Here is a 17021-nt window from a genome sequence, read left to right as displayed (position 1 = left end):
CTCGTCCGCGTCCGGGTCGCCGGACCACCGACAGCCGAGGCCGAGGCGGCGTTCGCCTTGGACAACTGGTCGAGGAACTCGGGCGGTTACTTCCGAAGATGGCATCAGGCCGTCACCAACAGCGTCCGGAGCCGAGAAGAGCTCCAGCGTCTGATACACCGCTTCGACCTTTCCGGACGGACGATCTGGGATCTGCTCCGCACTCCGCCGCCACAGGTGGACGATCCGTCCGACCCGTTACCGCGGCTTCCGACACGAACCACCGGTGAGGACCTCTCCTCCGGACCGGACGGCCTGGTCCAGGAGTTCGGCACGATCGCCGTCCTCCCGTACTGGCAGGCCATCCACGCCCGGCTGGTCCGCGACACCGACGCCTACCGGCAGATCATGAGCGCCTCCGGAGTGGAGACGCTGCTCCAGGCCCTGCACCCGCGCGTCCACTGGCGGGCACCGGTCCTGGAGGTCGAGGACGACCGGGACGAGACCATCGAGCTCAACGGCCGCGGCCTGCTCATCACGCCGTCGCTGTTCCTGACCGCGCCCGCCCTGGTCCCGCCGCACGCCACCGTGGTCAAGGCCGAACCGGCCCCGGCCCTGGTCTTCCCGATCCGCCCGGACTCCCGCGGGGACGCCGTGCTCGGCGCCCGCGAGGCCGAGCGGCCGCTCGACCCCGCCCAGGGCGAGGCCCTCGCCAGCCTCGTCGGCAAGACCCGGGCCGCCCTGCTGGAGGCCCTGCTCAACGGCAGCACCAACGGCGAACTCGCCGACCGCGTCGGCGTGTCCAACGCCGCCGTCAGCCAGCACACCTCGGTCCTGCGGGCGGCCGGCCTGATCGCCACCCGTCGCACCCGCAACCTCGTCCTGCACACCGTGACGCCCCTGGGCCGTTCCCTGCTGAACGGCGGCACCCGTCTCCTGGCCCACCCCCCGGGCACGGCGCCGCACCGGAGCGCACCCCACGGCCGGTCCGTCCTGGCCGGCCGGTAGCCCTCGGCCCACCGCCGGGGCCGCGGCCCCACCGCGGCCCCGGCCCCGCCCTCGCCAGACGTTTTCGGGCCTCTCTTAATCGCCTGTCCCCGGCGGCGGCCACGCGGCGAAGATGACAGCGTTCCCGATCCCCGCCACCACCGCACAGACGAGGTGAAGCCGCCGTGACGAGATCGCGTACGGACCTTGAAGTGTCCTTCCTCGAAGAGAGCGGGACGGTGCAGCCCGTCGCCACCGTTCCCGACCGGGCGGAGCGCGCCGACTGGCTGCTCGCCCACCGCCCCGAACTACGCCGACTGACCCTGCGCCACGGCTCGCTGAGGCTCGTCGGCGCCGCGGTCGCCTCCACCGACGAGCTGGCCGGGGTGGCCGCCGCCCTCGGCGGCGGCGCCCTGGAGTACACCGAGCGCTCCACCCCGCGCTCGCGGGTCGCCGGCAGCGTCTACACCTCCACCGAGTACCCGGCCGACCAGCGCATCCCCCAGCACAACGAGAGCTCCTACTCCTCGCGCTGGCCGGACCACCTCTTCTTCCTCGCCACCCGCACCCCGCACACCGGCGGCCAGACCCCGGTCGCGGACAGCCGCGCCGTCCTCGCCCGGCTCCCGGCCGAACTGGTCGAGAAGTTCTCCGCCCTCGGCGTCCGCTACACCCGCGCCTACCACGACGGCATCGGCCTCTCCTGGCAGGAGGCCTTCCAGACCGAGGACCGCGGGCACATCGAGTCCTACTGCCGCGACAACGGCATCGCCTGGGAGTGGGAGGGCGACCTGCTGCGCACCAGCCAGGTCCGCCCGGCGCTCACCCGGCACCCGGTGACCGGCGAGACCGTCTGGTTCAACCAGGCCCACCTCTTCCACATCGGCTCGCTGCCCGCGCGGACCACCGAGGCCCTCCTCGCCGTCTTCCCCGAGCAGAACCTGCCGCGCAACGCCTACTTCGGCGACGGCAGCCCCATCGACGCCGACACCCTGGCCGAGATCCACGCCGCCTTCGACCGCACCACCCTCGCCCCCGACTGGACACAGGGCGACGTCATGGTCGTCGACAACATCCTCGCCAGCCACGGCCGAGCCCCCTACCAGGGCGACCGCACCGTCCTGGTCACCATGACCTCCGCCACCTGGCCCGACTGGCCCGCCCCCGCCCCCGCCTGACCCCCACCCCACCCCGCGCACGCAAAAGCCCCAGGTCACGGCGAGTGAGTCCTGGGGCTTCTACAGAGCCGCCTGCGGGATTCGAACCCGCGACCTACGCATTACGAGTGCGTTGCTCTGGCCAGCTGAGCTAAGGCGGCGCCGTTGTCACGCGTGGTGGCAACGCGGGCCAGTCTACACAGGTTTCGCGGGTGATCCACACCCGGTTGGCGGGGGGTGGGGGTCAGGCGGAGGAGACGGCGAGTTTGGCGGCGAAGCCGGCGAAGAGGACGGCGACGCCGCTGGTGAGGGTGGCGGAGAGGCGACGGCGGCGGCGGAAGGCGGAGGCGAGGGTGGTGCCGGCGAAGATCAGCAGGGAGAGGTAGAGCACGCTGAAGGTCTGCAGGATGCCGCCGAGCAGGCCGAAGGAGAGGACCGGCTGGCCGTAGGCCGGGTCGACGAACTGGGTGAAGAAGGAGAGCAGGAAGAGGATCGCCTTCGGGTTCAGCAGGCTGATCACCAGGGCGCGGCGGAACGGGCGCTCGACGGGTTCGGCGGCCGGTTCGGCGGTGGCCGCGGGGTTGTCGGAGTTGTCGGCGGTCCGGCGTTCGCGCCAGAGCTGGCGGGCGGCGCGGAGCATGCCGTAGCCGATCCAGAGCAGGTAGGCGGCGCCGCCGAGCTTGACCACGGCGAAGACGGCCGGGTTGGCCTTGAGGAGGGAGGCGGCGCCCAGCGAGGTGAGGCTGATCAGGGTGAGGTCGCCGACGAAGACGCCGGCGGCGGCCTGGTAGCCGGTCCGGATGCCCTTGCGGGCGGCGACGGACAGCACGTACAGGGAGTTGGGGCCGGGCAGTAGGACGATGACGAGGGCGCCGAGGACGTACGTCGCCAGGTCGTTGACTCCGAGCACGGTGCGCTCCGGGGAGGGGAGAGGATGAGGTCGGGGAGCGCTCATCGTAACGTCGCACCGGCGGTCGGTTGAAGCGGAAACCATCCCGCCTACCGGGTGCAGCGCGCGCCCGGCTCCGGTGCCTCGCCCGCCAGCAGGTAGCGGTTGACCACGCCGTCCACGCAGGCGTCGTGGTGCCCGTACGCGGTGTGGCCGTCCCCGTCGTAGGTGAGCAGGCGTCCGGACTCCAGCTGCCCGGCCAGCGCCTGGGCCCACGCGTACGGCGTGGCCGGGTCGCGGGTGGTGCCGACGACGACGATGGGGGCGGCGCCGGCGGCCCGGATGGTGTGCGCCGTGCCGGTGGCCCGGACCGGCCAGTAGGTGCAGGCCAGCGCCATCCACGCCATGTCGCGGCCGAAGTGCGGCGAGGCCTGTTCGAAGTCCGGCACGGCGCGCTGGACGTCCTCCGGCCCGGCGAACGGGGCGGGCAGGTCGAGGCAGTTCACCGCCGTGTTGGCGAACATCAGGTTGGGGTACGAGCCGTCCGCCTCGCGCCCGTAGTAGGAGTCGGAGAGCCTCAGCAGGCTGGTGCCGTCGCCGGCCTTGGCATCGGTGAGCGCGGTGCGCAGCTTGGGCCAGAGAAAGTCGGCGTACATGGCCTGGATGACGCCGGTGGTCGCCTGGGCCCCGGTGAGTCGCCGGCCGTGGTCGGTGCTGGGCAGCGGGTCGGCCTGGACGGTGGCGAGCAGGGCGGTGAGCTGCTCGCCGATCTGCTGTTCGGTGCGGCCGAGCGGGCAGTCCTCGTGCTTGGCGCAGTCCTTGGCGAAGGCGGCCCAGGCGGTCTCGAAGCCGCCGGCCTGGGTGCGGTTGCCGGTGACCGAGTCGAGCGACGGGTCCACCGCGCCGTCCAGCACCAGCCGCCCGACCCGGCCGGGGAAGAGCCCGGCGTAGGTGGCGCCGAGGAAGGTGCCGTAGGACTTGCCGACGTAGTTCAGCCGCTCGTCGCCGAGCAGGGCGCGCAGCACGTCCATGTCACGGGCGGCCTCGACGGTGCCGAGGTGGCCGAGCGCCGCCCCGGCGCGCTGGCGGCAGCCCTCGGCGAACTCCTTGTCGGCGGCGATCAACGCGTCGATTCCGTGCTGGTCGCCGGGGGTGAGGTCGACGGCGGTGTAGGCGTCCATCCGGTCGCCGCTCAGGCAGGTGACCGGGTTGCTGCGGCCGACCCCGCGCGGGTCGAGGCCGACCAGGTCGTACCGGGCGCGCACGCCGCTGTCGTACGTCCGGGCGGTGGCCTCCAGGTACTCGACCGCCGAGCCGCCGGGCCCGCCGGGGTTGAGCAGCAGCGAGCCGAGCCGGCCTCCCCCGGCCCCCTCCTCGGAGCCCGAACCCGAACCCGGGCCCGCCGGGACGGCGGTGGCGCGGGCCGCCACCAGGGTGAGGTCGCCGTCGCCGGGGCGGTCGTAGTCCAGCGGCACCCGGAAGGCGGTGCACTCGAACCCGCCGTCGCACGGCTGCCAGTCGAGCCGCTGCGCGTAGTACGGGGCCAGCCCGGCCGGGACGGCGGCGGGCAGCGGCTCCAGCGGCGTGACCCCGGGCGCGGCCGGGGTGGACGAACCCGCTGAGCCCTCTGAGCCCGCTGGACCCGAACCCGAGGAACCCGACGAGCTCGTCGAACCAGACGAACCCAAGGAACCAGACGAACCCGCACCGCACCCGCCCGCCAGCAGCCCGACGGCGAGCGCCGCCGCCAGCACCCGCCCGGTGGCCCTCATCCGACCCCTCGTGATCATCCGAGCCCTCTCGATCGTCACCCGGGGTCGTCGCCCGGCGACCCGAATCGCATTGCACCACAGCACGCCGCCCGGCACCCGCCAAGGGCACCGGGCGGCGACGCCCCCTCCGGGGCGGCGGCTCAGGACGCCTTGGCCAGCGCGTCGGCCAGGTACTGCGCCGCCTGCCGGACGAGCCGCATCCGCTCCCGCTCGGGGGTGTAGTCCTGCACGTTGTCGGAGATCTTCACCTCGGCCTTGGCCGCCGGCCCGGCCCCGGCCTGGAGCGCGGCCTGGAGCTTGCGGGCCGCGTCCAGCCCGGCCGTGTCGCCCTTCGCGGCGGCCAGCAGGAGCTTCGCCGCGCTGCCGGCCGGGGCCTCGGCGCCGGCCTGGGTGAGCGCGGCGGCGTCGTAGCGGCCGGACACCGCGGCGGCGGCGCCGTACAGGTCGGGGCGGGAGAGCCCGGCGGCGGCCGCGCACGGCGCACCGCCCTCGACGCCGAGGGTGCCCCAGGAGGCCGGGCCGGGCGCCAGGATGCGGAACGAGGCGGCGATGGCGGCGCGCAGCGTCTCGTCGTCGGCGACGGCGGCCGGCGCGGCGGCGACCAGGTCGCAGGGGTGCGCGGTGCCGTTCGGCGCCTCGGGGGCGACCAGGATGAAGGGGCGGGCGCGGCCGGTCTGCAGGGCCGCGGTGAGGCCCTCGAAGACGTCCGGGACCTCGGCGTCGGCGGTCTTGCGCGGGGTGGCCGCCTGCATCACGACGACCGGGAAGCGCGCGTTCGGCTCCTTGGCGTACTGCGGCGGCAGCCAGACCCGGACGGTGCGCGGCTGCCCGTCCGGGCCCGGCACGGCGGACTGCAGCAGCTCGCCGCCGCCCGGCTGGCCGACACCGTCGAAGTGGCTCACGGCGGCCGCCGGGGCGGCGGAGGCCCCGGCCGGCTCCGCCACGACGGGCGGCACCGGCTGCTGCCGGCCCGCCGGTACCCCGCCCTGGCCCGTACCCGCCGCGTCGACCACCGGCTCGGCCCGGTCCGATTCCTGGCCCCGGGGGGTCAGGCCGCCGAACGCCCCGAGCGCCGTGAGCAGTGTCAACGCGGTGACGCAGACCCCGCAGATCATCGCTCCGGCCGCCCGCACCAGCATCGGCCAGCGTTCGCCGGCCAGTTCGTAGGTCGCGGCGGCGCGCAGGTCGCGCCAGCGCTGGAGCGCGCCGCGGGCCAGCCAGATCCCGCCCAGCGCGGCCATCAGCAGAGGGATGACGAGGAGCGAACGAACCATGGGACGCACCGCCTCGGGAGGAGGGCCGGCGCCGGACGGGACCCGGTGCCGTACGGGGGGCGACGGCCCCGGCACCGGGGCACAGTCGGCCCCCAGCGTGCACAACGGGCGGACGGTCACACGCGGGTGTGCCCGGCGCGTATCGATCATTCACTCGAAGGTGGGACAACGGGACGGCTCCGGGAGGCCTACGCCGGGCCTCCACCGGGCCTCCGCCGCGCGTTCGGGCAGCGCGGCAGCCCGGCCGACAGCGCGGTTCGGCTCAGGCAGCCCGGCAGCGCGGTTCGGCTCAGCCCGCGCGCAGCGCCACCGTCATCGCCTCGACGGCGAGCAGCGGGTCCACGTTGCGGTCCAGCGCCTTCCGGCAGGCGAGCACCGCCTCGATCCGGCGCAGCGTGCCCTCCGGCGGGCCGTCCTGCGCGACCCGGTTCAGGGCCTGCCGCTGGTCCTCGTTGGCGAGGGTGCCGCTGGAGCCGAGCTGCAGCGCGAGCACGTCCCGGTAGAAGCCGAGCAGGTCGAGCAGCGCGACGCCGAGGGTCTCCCGGCGGGTGCGGGTGGCCCGGCTCTTCTGCCGCTTCTCCAGTTCCTTGACCGCCCCGGCCATGCCGCGCGGGGCCTTGCTGCCCTCGGCGGCGCCATAGGCGGCCTTCAGGTCGTCGGTCTCCTTGGCGTCCTGGGTCTCGGCGAGCGCCTCGGCGTCGGCCTTGGCGGTGTCGACGAGGCGCTGGGCGGCGGCCAGGCAGCCGCCGATGTCGCCGACCTCCAGCGGGATCCGCAGCACCTCGGCGCGGCGGGTGCGGGCCTGGTCGTCGACGGCCAGGCGGCGCGCGCGGTCGACGTCGCCCTGCCCGGCGAGCGCGGCCAGCCGGGCCGTCTCCGGGTCGACGCCGTCGCGGCGGACCAGCATGTCGGCGACGGCCTCGGCGGCGGGCGTACGCAGGACGAGCAGGCGGCAGCGCGAACGGATGGTCGGCAGCACGTCCTGGACGGAGGGGGCGCAGAGCAGCCAGACGGTGCGCGGGGAGGGCTCCTCCACGCCCTTGAGCAGCGCGTTCGCGGCGGCCTCGGTGAGCCGGTGGGCGGCGTCGACCAGGATCACCGACCAGCGGCCGCCGGTCGGGTAGCTGGAGGCGCGCAGCACGAGCTCGCGCATGTCGCCGACGCCGATGGACAGGCCGTCGGTCCGGACGTACTTGACGTCGGCGTGGCTGCCGGCCAGCACGGTGTGGCAGCCGTCGCAGAACCCGCAACCGGGCGTACCGCCGAGCGCGAGGTCCGGGCTGGTGCACTGGAGGGCCGCGGCGAACGCGCGCGCGGCGGTGACCTGCCCGGCCCCGGGCGGGCCGGTGAACAGCCAGGCGTGCGTCATCAGGGAGGCGTTCCCGCCCGGCTGCGGGCCGGCTCCGCGGCCGGCCGCGATCGTCGCCCCGGCCGACCGGGCGGCGGCGGTCAGCTGCTCGACCACCCGCTCCTGGCCCACCAGGTCGTCCCAGACGGCCACTGCTGCTCCCAAGCTCCGTACGGCAGCGCTCCCGGCGCCTCTTCCCCGCCGTCGAGCATACGTGTCCGCTCCGACAGCCACGGCGTCCTCCGGGGCGCCCGCCGCCGAAGGGGCGCCCCCGACGCCGAGGGCGACGGGCGGCGCCGCCGGGGCTCTCCACCCCGACGACGCCGCCCGTCGTCCGTACCGCTGTCCTGGCCCGCTGTCCTGCTGTCGTCCGTATCGCCGCAGCCCGGGGTCAGCCCCGACGGCCCCAGCGACGGCCCTTGCCCTTGCCGCCGCCGTCGCCCTGGTCGCCCCCGGGGGCGGGCCGGTCCTGGCCGGCACGCGGGTCCTGCGGGGCCGGGCCGCCGTGGTTCCAGCGCGCCCACTCGTCACGCGAGCCGAGCAGGGTGTCGGTGAGGCTCGGCAGGTCGTCCATCGGCGTCTCCTCGGCCCACTCCGGCCGGGGTCGCTCGGCGGTGGCCTGCGACTCGTCGGCGGGCTGCGGCTCGTCGCCGACCACCGGCAGCTCGCGGGTGCTGTCCACCGGCTCCTCGCGCCACAGCCCCGGCGGCACCCGGTCCTCGGTACGGCCTCCCCCCGCACGGCCCGGCTCCACCCGGCCCGGTGCCGGACGCTCCGGGGCAGGACGCCCCGCCACAGGACGCTCCGGAGCCGGACGCCCCGGCTCGATCCGCGGCAGCACGGCGGTCCGGTCCGCCTCCTCCGTGATCTTCGGCAGCACGGCCGTCTCGTCCACGGCGGTCGGCGGCACGACCGGCAGCTGGGCGGTCTCGTCGGCGGCCTCCGCCGCCCGGACGGCCGCCCGGCTGTCCCGCAGCGACAGCTCCCGCGTCGCCTCGTCGGACCCACCGGGCCCGGGAGTGCCCACGAGCCCAGCCCCCGGGACGTCCCGGACGGCCCGCAGCTCGGTGGTCACGGCATCCCCGGGAACCGAACCAGCGGCCGGACCGGCAGTCTGACCAGCAGCCGAGCCCGAGGCCGAACCCGCCGAACCCGCCAGGCCGGCCGCACCCGCCGCCGCCCGATCCGCCGCAGCCTGCGCCGCCGCAGCCGCGGCCGCGAGCGCGGCGGCCTGCGCCAGCCGGGCCTCCTCGGCCCGCTGCAGCGCCTCCTCCGCCCGGCGGCGCTGCTCCTCGCGCTGGAGTTCGCGCTGCCGCTGGAGCTCCGCCTGGGCGGCCGCCTCGTCGGCGAGCCGCTTGCGCTCGGCGGCCTCCGCCGCCAGCCGGGCGTCCTCCTCGGCCTTCCGCTCGGCCTCCTCCTCGGCGCGGCGGCGGGCTTCCTCCTCCGCCCGGCGGCGGGCCTCCTCCTCGGCCTTGCGCCGGGCCTCGGCGGCGGCCCGCTCGGCCTCCTCCTTGGCCAGCCGCTCCTGCTCGGCCTGTTCGGCCCGCAGCTGCGCCAGCACTTCCTGCCGTTTGCGCTCGGCGGCCTCGGCCTCGGCCTTCTTGCGGGCCTCCTCGGCGGCGCGGCGCTCGGCCTCTTCGCGGGCGAGCCGCTCCTGCTCGGCGCGGGCGGCCTTCTCCTGCTCGGAGAGCGGCAGCTCGCGGTCGAGCCGGTGCCGGATCGCGGTGGTGACGAAGCCGGGGGCCTGGCTGCCGTCGACGACCAGGTAGCGCGCCGGGTCGGCGGCCGCGAGGGCGAGGAAGCCGGCCCGGACCCGCTGGTGGAACTCGGTGGGCTCGGACTCCAGCCGGTCGAGCGCCTCGGTGAAGCGCTCCCGGGCCCTGGTCGGGTCGACGTCCAGGACGACGGTCAGGTCGGGCAGCAGCCCGCCGGTCGCCCAGCGGGAGATCCTGGCGACCTCGGTGGCGGCCAGGTCGCGCCCGGCGCCCTGGTAGGCGATGGAGGAGTCCATGTACCGGTCGGTGATCACCACGGCGCCGCGGGCGAGGGCCGGCCGGATGACGTTCTCGACGTGCTCGGCCCGGTCGGCGGCGTAGATCAGCGCCTCGGCGCGGTGCGACAGGCCGGTGTTGCCGACGTCCAGGACGAGGCCGCGCAGCCGCTGGCCGACCGGGCTGCCGCCGGGCTCGCGGGTGAGCACGACCTCGTGCCCCTTGCCGCGGATCCACTCGGCGAGCGCCTGGGCCTGGGTGGACTTGCCGGCGCCGTCGCCGCCCTCCAGGGCGATGAAGAAGCCGGTGCCGGCGCCCTGGCGCGGGGCCGGTCCGACGGCGCCGCGCACCGCGTCGACCAGGTCCCGGCCGAAGGGCGCGGTGCCGCGCCGGTCGTCGGTCCGCAGCAGGACGACGGCGGCGAGGACGAGCGTGAGCAGCCCCGAGGTGGCGACGGCGAGGGCCGCGCCGCCGTGGATGAAGGTGAACGAGCCGGGCTCGACCGTGCCGTACTCGACGTCCCCGTACGCCGCGGCGATCAGCGGGACGACGACCAGCGCGGCGCCGACCACGACCCGCAGCACCGCGTACAGGTGCTCGGTGACCTTCGGCAGCCGGGCCTCCTCGACCTCCTGGCCGAGCAGGGTGCGCCCGGCGGAGACGACGATCCCGGCGGTGAGGCCGGCCAGCACGGTGAGGGCCAGGACGAGGACGAAGTCCAGCACCAGCCCGGCCAGGATCAGCGCCACGCCCTCGGTGAGCAGCGCCAGCGCGAGCAGGCGGCGGCGCGAGAGCGCGGGCAGCGTGGCCCGGGTGAGCCGGGAGCCGAGGGCGGGCGCCGCGGTGGCGGCGAGCACCAGCAGGCCGTAGCCGATCGGCCCGGCCCGGTGCTCGGCGGCGGTGAGCAGCGCGAGCGCGGCGACGCCGGCCATCGAGGCGTACCCGGCGGCGACGGCGAAGGTGAAGTACGGGGCGCTGCCGGTGCGGCCCTTGCTCAGCGCGGGGCCGGGGGTGGCGTCGGTGGGAGCGCGCAGGCCCTGCAGCGGCGAGTGCGGGGCGACGGCCACCGGGCCGACGGGCAGCTGCTGGAGGTAGTCGCGGGCGGCCGAGGCGGCGAACAGGCCGGCCGCGCCGAGCGCGGCGAAGGTCAGCTGGTGGGCCCGGAGCCAGTCCGAGCCGAGCGCCGCGCCGATGTTGTTCAGCAGGGTGAGGGCGACCAGGCCGGCGGCCGCGAGCGGCAGGGTGGCCCAGCCGGTGAAGCGGTCGATGCTCCGGACGGTGTCCAGGTGGGCGGCGGCGGGCCGCTGCTCGGCGGCGGGGGCGTACGGATCGGCGGGCGGCAGCAGGCCCGGGACGGCGGCGTCCTTGGCGATCGCCCGGACCCGCTCGGCGGCACCGGTGACGAACACGGTGGCGAGCAGGACGTAGGCGGCGCCGCCCGAGGGCTTCGGGCCGGAGCCCAGCCAGACGGTCCACCAGGGGGCGAGGCCGATCAGCAGGGCGCACAGCGCGTCGGCGCCGAACAGCGTCCAGCGCCGGTCCAGCCGGCCGGCGACCAGCCGGTGCACCGGCCCGAGCAGCGCGACGCCGACCAGCCCGGTGGCCGCCAGCCGGACGGCGAGGACCGCCGTGACGGCGAAGGCGAGGCTGCGCGGCAGGTCGCCGAACCGGCCGCCGAGGGCGACGGCGATCACGGTGAGGGCGAGCAGCACCGACAGGCCGAGCCGGTCGGCGGTACCGCCGATCAGCTGGGTGGTCCACAGGCGCCGGTAGGGGCGCGTCCGCAGCAGCGCGCGAGCCCGATCGACCGGGGTCCCGGCTGGCGCGACCTCGGGCAGCCCGGACGTGGCGTCGCGGGCGGCCGGGGCGGCGCTGGGGGTGGGCTGCTCCTCGCTCGTCATACGGTCAGCGTAGCGGGCTGGGGTTGACCGGAATGAGATGAACGGGGTTCCGGATCCCGCTCATCACCGGGTTGTGACGTTCCGCGCACACCGTCCGACCGGCCTCGGGCCCGCGTCCCCGGGGTGGGGTCGCGGGCCCGTGAGCACTGGCGGGGCGCTGGCGCAGACGCCGGCGAAGGCGCCGGCAGCGGCACCGACGGAGCCCCTGCCGGAGGATCCGGAGGAGATCCGGAGGAGATCAGCCCTCGTCGGTGGCCGCGGCCTTCCCGACGGCGGTCTTCTTCGCCGCCGTCTTCTTCGCCGCGGTCGCCTTCGTCGTCGTCGCCTTCGTCGCGGTCTTCTTGGCGGCGGTCTTCTTCGCGGCCGCGGTCTTGGTGGCCGTGGTCTTGGTCGCCGTCGCCTTCTTGGCGGTCGCCTTCTTGGCCGGGGCCTTCTTCGCCGTCTTCTTCACCGGCCCGCGCGCCCGCTTCTCGGCGAGCAGCTCGTAGCCGCGCTCCGGCGTGATGGTCTCGACCTCGTCGTCCTTGCGGAGCGTGGCGTTGGTCTCGCCGTCGGTCACGTACGGTCCGAAGCGGCCGTCCTTGACCACGACGGGACGCTCGCTGACCGGGTCGGTGCCCAGCTCCTTGAGCGGCGGGGCCGCGGCGGCCCGGCCGCGCTGCTTGGGCTGGGCGTAGATGGCCAGGGCCTCCTCCAGGGTGACCGTGAACATCTGCTCCTCGCTGGTGAGCGAGCGGGAGTCGGTGCCGCGCTTGAGGTACGGGCCGTAGCGGCCGTTCTGCGCGGTGATCTCCACGCCCTCGGCGTCGGCGCCGACCACGCGCGGCAGCGAGAGCAGCCGCAGCGCGTCCTCCAGGGTGACGGCGTCCAGCGACATCGTCTTCAGCAGCGAGGCGGTGCGCGGCTTGACCGCGTTCTTGCCGGTCTTGGGCGTGCCCTCGGGCAGGATCTCGGTCACGTAGGGGCCGTAGCGGCCGTCCTTGGCGACCAGCATGTTGCCGCTGACCGGGTCCGGGCCGAGCTCGAAGTCGCCGCTGGGCTTGGCCAGCAGTTCCTCGGCCAGCTCGACGGTGAGCTCGTCCGGCGGCAGGTCGTCGGGGATGTCGGCGCGCTGGCCGGGCTCGCCCTCGACCTCGGAGGCGCGCTCGACGTACGGGCCGTAGCGGCCGACCCGCAGGGTGATGCCGTCGCTGATCCGGAACGAGCTGATCTCCCGGGCGTCGATCGCGCCGAGGTCGGTGACCAGTTCCTTCAGGCCGCCCAGGTGGTCGCCGTCGCCGTTGCCGGCCTCGGCGGCGCCGCCGGTCGCGTGGCCGTCGCCCTCGCCGAAGTAGAAGCGCTTCAGCCACGGCACGGACTTGGCCTCGCCGGCCGCGATCCGGTCGAGGTCGTCCTCCATCTTGGCGGTGAAGTCGTAGTCGACCAGCCGGCCGAAGTGCTTCTCCAGGAGGTTGACCACGGCGAAGGAGAGGAAGGACGGGACGAGCGCCGTCCCCTTCTTGAACACGTACCGGCGCTGGATGATCGTGTCGATGATCGACGCGTAGGTGGAGGGGCGACCGATCTCCCGGTCCTCCAGCTCCTTGACCAGCGAGGCCTCGGTGTAGCGGGCCGGCGGCTTGGTGGCGTGGCCCTCGGGGGTGAGCTGCTCGGCGGCCAGCGGGTCGCCCTCGACGACCTGCGGCAGCCGGCGCTCGCGGTCGTCCAGCTCGGCGTTCGGGTCGTCCGCGCCCTCGACGTAGGCCTTGAGGAAGCCGTGGAAGGTGATGATCTTGCCGGAGGCGGAGAACTCGACGTCACGGCCGTCCGCGGACGCGCCGCCGACCTTGACGGTCACCGACTGGCCGACCGCGTCCTTCATCTGGGAGGCGACGGTGCGCATCCAGATCAGCTCGTAGAGCCGGAAGTCGTCGCCGGTCAGACCGGTCTCGGCGGGGGTGCGGAAGCGGTCGCCGGAGGGGCGGACGGCCTCGTGCGCCTCCTGCGCGTTCTTGACCTTGCTGGCGTAGGTGCGCGGGGCGTCCGGCAGGTAGTCGGCGCCGTACAGCTGGGTGACCTGCGCGCGGGCGGCGGAGATCGCGGTCTCCGACAGCGTGGTGGAGTCGGTACGCATATAGGTGATGAAGCCGTTCTCGTACAGCTTCTGGGCCACCTGCATGGTCCGCTTGGCGCCGAAGCCCAGCTTGCGGCTGGCCTCCTGCTGGAGCGTGGTGGTGCGGAACGGCGCGTACGGCGAGCGGCGGTAGGGCTTGGACTCGACGCTGCGGACGCTGAACGCGGTCTGCTCCAGGGCGGCGGCCAGCTGCCGGGCGGCCTGCTCGTCCAGGTGCAGCGTGTTGGCGCTGCCGGCCTTCAGCCGGCCGTCCGAGCCGAAGTCGCGGCCGGTGGCGATCCGCTTGCCGTCCACCGAGGAGAGGCGGGCGCCGAGGGTCTCCGGGTTGGCCGCGTCGGCCGGGGTGCGGCCGGTGCCGAAGGTGCCGACCAGGTCCCAGTACGAGGCGGTGCGGAAGGCGATCCGCTCGCGCTCGCGCTCGACCACCAGCCGGGTCGCGACGGACTGCACCCGGCCCGCCGAGAGCTTCGGCATGACCTTCTTCCACAGCACCGGCGAGACCTCGAAGCCGTAGAGGCGGTCGAGGATGCGGCGGGTCTCCTGGGCGTCGACCAGGCGCTGGTTGAGCTCGCGCGGGTTGGCCACCGCCTCCTGGATCGCCGTCTTGGTGATCTCGTGGAAGACCATCCGGTGCACCGGCACCTTGGGCTTGAGCACCTGCTGGAGGTGCCACGCGATGGCCTCGCCCTCGCGGTCCTCATCGGTGGCGAGGAAGAGCTCGTCGGACTCCGCGAGCAGCGACTTCAACTTGCTGACCTGGGACTTCTTGTCCGCGTTGACCACGTAGATGGGGGCGAAGTCGTGGTCGACGTCCACCCCGAGGCGGCGCACCTCGCCGGTGTACTTATCCGGGACCTCCGCCGCGGTGCTGGGGAGGTCGCGGATGTGCCCGACGCTCGCCTCGACGATGTAGCCGGGGCCCAGGTAGCCCTTGATCGTCTTCGCCTTGGCCGGCGACTCGACAATGACGAGTCGCTGTCCGTGCGCGGTCTCGCTGCTCGGGGACACCTTCGCTCTTCTCTCCCGGTCCTTATGTGGGCTGGTCGGCGCCGGCAGCACGGGCTGCGCTCCGCCCGACCCCTCCACCGTCCCGGGGCTGCCGCTGTACGACGACCCCACCAGCGGAGTGTGACCGTACCCCGGCCACCCTTGTCAAACGGAAGGATCCCGCGTTTTCACTTTGCCGGGTTCACCGACGCCACTCGAACGGTAACCCGATGACGGAGGTTCGCGCCCCGTGGAGGGGGGCTTCGGCGGGTTCCGGAGGATGGAATGACGGATTTCAAAATCTGTCAACGGAATATCGACGACCCCGCGGAGGACCGCGGCGGGGCCTCCGCAAAGCGCCCGCCACCGGTTCCCGGCGAGCCCGACCGGGGTCGGGCGTACGCCCCGGATTCAGCCGTTGACCGCCGCGAGCAGCCCGGCGCCCGCCGCCAGACAACCCATGCCGAGCACGCTCCACAGCAGGTCGGCGACGGCGGGCCGGCGGACCTCCCCCGCCGCCAGCACCACCCGGCTCGGGCGGCGCGGGTCGTAGCAGATCCGCACCGGAGCGCCCGGAGTGAAGCGGTCCGGACGGCGCAGCGGGGTGTGTCCGCGCGGACGGGTGAGCACCAGTTCGGCGATCCGGCCCGCCCCGGCTCCTTCGACCGGGGGCAGGACGGAGAAGGAGAGCAGCGGGGCGCTGTCGAGCTGGCCGTGCGCCTCGTCCTCGGCCACGACCGTGGCCACCGCCGACGCCCCCGAGCGGCGGATCCGGTGGCGCAGGCGCACCTCGGCGGCGCACCAGAGCAACAGCACGCCACCGAAGAGGGCGAGCACCAGCCCGCCCACCGTCGCCGTCGTCGTGTCCACCCCTGGCCCCCGGCTCCCCAGCTCTGTCCACAGCCTGTGGACAGAGCCTCACAGCAGGGGGCCAACACGCGGCGGCCGACCGGAGACCGCCGGACGAACCGGGGAGTACGGGAAGGTGAACCGGCGCCGACCGCCCCCGCCAGGGGCGCCGCGCCGGGTGTGCCGGGTCAGGTGCGCCGGGTCAGGTGCGCCGGGTCAGCCCGCCGGGCGGATGAACCCCTGCTCGGTCAGCAGCCGCAACGACTCGGGCACCCGGTCCCGCAGGACCACCCGGTCCTCGCCGAGCAGCTGCGCGATGGCGTCCACGATCTCGCCCGCCGACAGCGAACCGTCACAGACCCCGACGAAACCGGCACCCACCGTGTCCACCTTGGTGGCCCGCCGCATGCCCCGGTTGTGACGCAGGATCACGTGCTCCGGGTCCTCCGCGCCCGGCTCGCCGACCTGCTCCTGGACCACCTCGTCGGCCAGCACGTAACGGGTCGCGAGCAGGCCCGCGTCGTCGTGCGAACGCAGGAAGTCCTGCCGGTCGAACCACTCCTCGATGTGCGGGCCCAGCGGCTGCTCCACCGGGTGCGGCCACTCCTCCACCCGGACGGTCGGGCGCTCCGCGCCGCTCGCCCGCAGGGTGATCCAGCCCATGCCGATGCCCTCGACCCGGCCCGCCTCGAAGGCGTCCAGCCACTCGCCGTACCGGGCCTGGTAGTCACCGCCAGGACCGCGGTGATCGCCGCCGTCCCGCAGCCACAACTCGGCGTACTGGGCGACGTCCTGGACCTCCCGCTGGACGATCCAGGCGTCCAGCCCGGTGCCCGCCACCCAGCCGGCCAGCCGCTCGTGCCAGTCCTCGCCCTTGACGTGCTGCCAGTTGGCGAGCAACTGGCAGTAGCCGCCCGGCTCCAGGTGGTCGGCGGCCGAGCGGACCAGGTTGCGGCACAGGTCGTCGCCGGCCATGCCGCCGTCGCGGTAGGTGAACCGGCCGGCCGGCGAGATCACGAACGGCGGGTTGGAGACGATCAGGTCGAACCGGCGCTCCCCGACCGGCTCGAAGAGGCTGCCGGTGAGCGCCTCCCGCCGCTCGAAACCGGACAGCGCCAGGGTCAGCTCGGAGAAGCGCAGCGCGCGCGGGTTCAGGTCGGTGGCGGTCACCTGCCCGGCGTGCCGGGCCGCGTGCAGCGCCTGCACGCCGGACCCCGAACCGAGGTCCAGCGCGGACCGGACCGGACGTCGCACGGTGATGTTGGCCAGCGTCGTCGACGCGCCGCCGACCCCGAGCACCAGGTCCTTGCGGGCCACCCCGTGCGCGGTCTCGCCGGATCCGATGCCGCCCGCGCCACCCACCGCGCAGCCCAGGTCGGACACCACCCAGGCGTCCGAACTGTCCATCCCGGCCACTTCGTTGGCATACGGCCGGACGTCCACCGTCGCCCGCACCAGCTCGCCGTCGGAGCGCAGCCAGCCGTCGGCCAGGCAGTCCTCGACCGGCAGCGCGGCCGCGGCCGCCCGGTACGGCACCGGCTGCTGGAGCAGGAACAGCCGGACCAGCGTCTCCAGCGGGCTGCCGCCCCTGGTCGCCCGCAGCGCCGGCACGGCCTCGCTACGGGCCAACGCCGCATAGCCGGTGGGCCCGAGCAGGTCGAGGCAGCCATCGGCGGTGAACGAGGCGGCGAGCAGCGCCTCACGCAACTTGGCGAGGCGGGTCTGGTCGAGAACGGGGCTACTGATCACCCCGCCATTGTCCCCCGCCCCGGAC

At 74.9% G+C, this 17021-nt stretch carries 10 protein-coding genes and 1 tRNA gene; 2 read left to right on the top strand and 9 right to left on the bottom strand.

All coding sequences use genetic code 11. From position 1 onward, the window contains the following. Nucleotides 1-216 precede the first annotated feature (216 nt). Nucleotides 217-987 (top strand): ArsR/SmtB family transcription factor, encoded by a 771-nt coding sequence (locus ACFVTF_RS02500; protein WP_387807990.1) that lies wholly within the window; start codon nt 217-219, stop codon nt 985-987. A gap of 191 nt (nt 988-1178) precedes the next feature. Further along, nucleotides 1179-2144 carry a TauD/TfdA family dioxygenase gene (locus tag ACFVTF_RS02495; protein WP_387807987.1) on the top strand — a complete coding sequence of 322 codons (966 nt, stop codon included), beginning with the start codon at nt 1179-1181 and terminating at the stop codon, nt 2142-2144. A 66-nt stretch (nt 2145-2210) separates the two neighbouring features. Here the strand turns inward: ACFVTF_RS02495 and ACFVTF_RS02490 are convergent. From ACFVTF_RS02490 to ACFVTF_RS02450, 9 genes are all read right to left on the bottom strand, one after another. Then, nucleotides 2211-2284: transfer RNA gene (locus ACFVTF_RS02490), tRNA-Thr, on the bottom strand. 83 nt (nt 2285-2367) lie between these two features. Next, nucleotides 2368-3033 (bottom strand): leucine efflux protein LeuE, encoded by a 666-nt coding sequence (leuE, locus tag ACFVTF_RS02485; protein WP_387807985.1) that lies wholly within the window; start codon nt 3031-3033, stop codon nt 2368-2370. Nucleotides 3034-3122: 89 nt separating this feature from the next. After that, entirely contained in the window at nt 3123-4784 is a 1662-nt protein-coding gene (locus ACFVTF_RS02480) for an alpha/beta hydrolase (RefSeq protein WP_387807983.1), read from the bottom strand. Nucleotides 4785-4924: 140 nt separating this feature from the next. Continuing rightward, entirely contained in the window at nt 4925-6058 is a 1134-nt protein-coding gene (locus ACFVTF_RS02475; protein ID WP_387807980.1) for a hypothetical protein, read from the bottom strand. 289 nt (nt 6059-6347) lie between these two features. Further along, nucleotides 6348-7559, bottom strand: coding sequence for a DNA polymerase III subunit delta' (locus ACFVTF_RS02470; RefSeq protein ID WP_371522754.1), 1212 nt, complete (start codon nt 7557-7559; stop codon nt 6348-6350). A 238-nt stretch (nt 7560-7797) separates the two neighbouring features. Then, a complete protein-coding gene (gene tmk / locus ACFVTF_RS02465) occupies nt 7798-11298 on the bottom strand; it encodes a dTMP kinase (RefSeq protein WP_387807977.1) in 3501 nt (1166 codons plus the stop codon). A 238-nt stretch (nt 11299-11536) separates the two neighbouring features. After that, on the bottom strand, nt 11537-14419 hold the full coding sequence (topA, locus tag ACFVTF_RS02460) for a type I DNA topoisomerase (RefSeq protein ID WP_387807974.1): 2883 nt from the start codon (nt 14417-14419) through the stop codon (nt 11537-11539). A gap of 390 nt (nt 14420-14809) precedes the next feature. Continuing rightward, on the bottom strand, nt 14810-15268 hold the full coding sequence (locus tag ACFVTF_RS02455) for a DUF3592 domain-containing protein (protein WP_387807972.1): 459 nt from the start codon (nt 15266-15268) through the stop codon (nt 14810-14812). 195 nt (nt 15269-15463) lie between these two features. Next, a complete protein-coding gene (locus tag ACFVTF_RS02450) occupies nt 15464-16996 on the bottom strand; it encodes a methyltransferase (RefSeq protein ID WP_387807969.1) in 1533 nt (510 codons plus the stop codon). Nucleotides 16997-17021: the final 25 nt, after the last annotated feature.

It is taken from the genome of Kitasatospora sp. NPDC057940 (assembly GCF_042887425.1).
Lineage (GTDB): Bacteria > Actinomycetota > Actinomycetes > Streptomycetales > Streptomycetaceae > Kitasatospora.
Note: the sequence above shows the minus strand (reverse complement) of the source record. Positions and strands in the feature narration are given on the sequence as shown.

Coding starts and splice junctions, on each gene's coding strand:
- ACFVTF_RS02480 (WP_387807983.1), bottom strand. CDS start 4,784: ATGAGGGCCACCGGGCGGGTGCTGGCGGCGGCGCTCGCCGTCGGGCTG.
- ACFVTF_RS02475 (WP_387807980.1), bottom strand. CDS start 6,058: ATGGTTCGTTCGCTCCTCGTCATCCCTCTGCTGATGGCCGCGCTGGGC.
- tmk (WP_387807977.1), bottom strand. CDS start 11,298: ATGACGAGCGAGGAGCAGCCCACCCCCAGCGCCGCCCCGGCCGCCCGC.